This is a genomic window from Aquimarina sp. I32.4, assembly GCF_002924285.1.
Classification (GTDB): domain Bacteria; phylum Bacteroidota; class Bacteroidia; order Flavobacteriales; family Flavobacteriaceae; genus Aquimarina.
In genome coordinates this window covers 1-2,180 of record NZ_PGUB01000218.1, presented here as the reverse complement: position 1 = coordinate 2,180, position 2,180 = coordinate 1, and the positions used below count along the sequence as shown (strand labels likewise).

Sequence of the window (2,180 nt, the reverse complement as noted above, 5' to 3'; positions counted from 1 at the left end):
GACTTTTTTTATATACATATGCTTAAGATTTTTGTCGAGTCATCAAGTTAAGGTATTTTTGTAAGTAGCTAAAAAAAAGCTCCCGAGGCAACGAGGATTAGTTCAACACTCCGAAATAGCCAGGGTGTATGTGAGTATTTAAAAATCATTCATAAAAGGGTATACATGTCGTATTATTTTTGAGGATATGAGAAGATGTTACACCTAGGAAGGAAGCGTAAGAGCTGTTCTCGTTGTTTGCGAGATAAATAGTTCCTTGTTACGTATAAAGTGGTTAGTTTAGTAAGGTGTTGAATAGACTCTGGTATGGTAGTAAGATTGTTTTTTGAGATGTATAGAGACTTTAGTTTTGTTAAGTGTTTAATTGTTTCTGGTAAATAGAGTATTTGATTTCTGGTTAGGTTTAGATTTTTTAGATTGCTCAATTTGGCAAAGCTAAAAGGTATACTTTCTATATTATTTCTATTTATAGAAAAAGTTGTGAGAGAAGATAAATTGCCTATAGATTTTGGCAAGCTATACAATTCATTTTTGTCGATAATTAGTTTTTCTAGTGATGTTAGGTTTCCTATAGAAGAAGGTAATGATGTAAGATTGTTTTTACTTAGTGAGATTGTTTTTAAAGAGGATAATCTAGAAATAGAACTAGGTAGTTTACGCAACTTATTTTTGTTAATCTTTAGAATTTGTAATGACAATAAGTTACCGATAGATTCAGGAAGGATAGATAGGTTGTTATCTATCAAAAATAGTTCGGTTAATTTATGTAGGTCCCCTATAGATTTTGGAATTGTTTTTATTTTGTTGTGATTTAATTTTAATGTTTCTAGGTACGATAATCCTCCAAAAGAGATTGGTAATGTGGTTAATTGATTTTTATTAATATTTAGAATCTTAAGATTTTTTAGATTACCGAATGATTCAGGGAGGGTTGTAATTTTATTATCAAATAGGTTTAAGTTTTCTAGTGCACTCATAGTGCCAAAATCAGGAGGTAATAAGGTTAATTGATTAAAACTTGCTACCAATTCTTTTAATTGGTATAATTTGCCTATTGCATTAGGTAAAGTCTCTAGTTGATTTTGATGTATGTGCAATACCTGCAATTGTTGTAGTTTTCCTATTGATTTTGGTAATGATTGCAATAAATTACCATATGCTTTAAGAGAGACAAGTTTTTCTAGGTTGCCAAGTGTTTCAGGAAATTCTGTGAGTTTATTACGATCCAAACTTAGCGTATGTAGATTAGGTATATTACCTATAGAGGCAGGTAATGAAGTAAGGTTGTTTTGATATATATTTAATACAGTTAATCTTTTTAATAGATCAAGACAATCTGGTAATTTGGTTAGTTTATTTTCATAAACAATTAATGCTTCAAGATTTTGTAGAGAACAAATTGCTTTGGGTAATGTGGTTAGTAAGTTCCATTCCAGGTGCAAATTTTTAAGTTGAGATAGATTGGCAATAGTTTCAGGAATATCAACTACTTTATTTCCTTCTAAGTTCAATACCTCTAGTTGTGCCAAATTACCAATTGATTTTGGTAAAAAGGAAATTCGATTTTTATTTAGGAAACATTTTTTTAGTCCAGACAGTTTACCAAAAGATTCGGGTATGGCGGTAATGTTATTATCTCTCAAATCCAGAACTTGTAATGTAGAGAGTTGGCTTATAAATGGCGGAATACTACTAATTTTATTGCCCTCTGCAATTAGTGTATGCAGATTGGGGAATTGAGTAATGGTTGTTGGTAAAGCTTCAATACTCTTAAAAGAAAGGTCTAATACGAAAACCTCATTTTTGTTAGCTAAAGCTTCTTCTATAGTAAAGAAAGTGGTATCTTTTTGAGCAAATACGGTAAGATGAAACAAGGCTATGCAAACAGCCAAGATTGTTTTTTTAAGTAAAAAGTAGTTCAAAGAAAATAAGATTTGTTTCTACAAAGATCAAAAAAACAAATCAGTTGAAAGCTTATTTTTTATGATTTGATAAGAAGTAGTTTAAACTTTTTTCAATTTACTAGTTTAGCCCCCAATAAGTTCGGAGTGTTCTTTTAAATTTCAAACTAATACATTTGAGATATGAAATACAAGAAATGGACTTTAGACCAGAAGTTAGAAATACTAGCTACTTCGGAAGAGATTGGTATCGTAGAAGCTTGTCGTAAGTATGGAGTT

1 protein-coding gene is annotated in these 2,180 nt (G+C 30.4%); it reads right to left on the bottom strand.

Annotation, left to right across the window (positions count from 1 at the left end; translation table 11 throughout):
- Positions 1-173: 173 nt before the first annotated feature.
- Positions 174-1,892: a leucine-rich repeat domain-containing protein gene (locus CVD18_RS22070; protein WP_146052909.1), complete on the bottom strand. Its 1,719-nt coding sequence runs from the start codon at positions 1,890-1,892 to the stop codon at positions 174-176.
- Positions 1,893-2,180 lie beyond the last annotated feature (288 nt).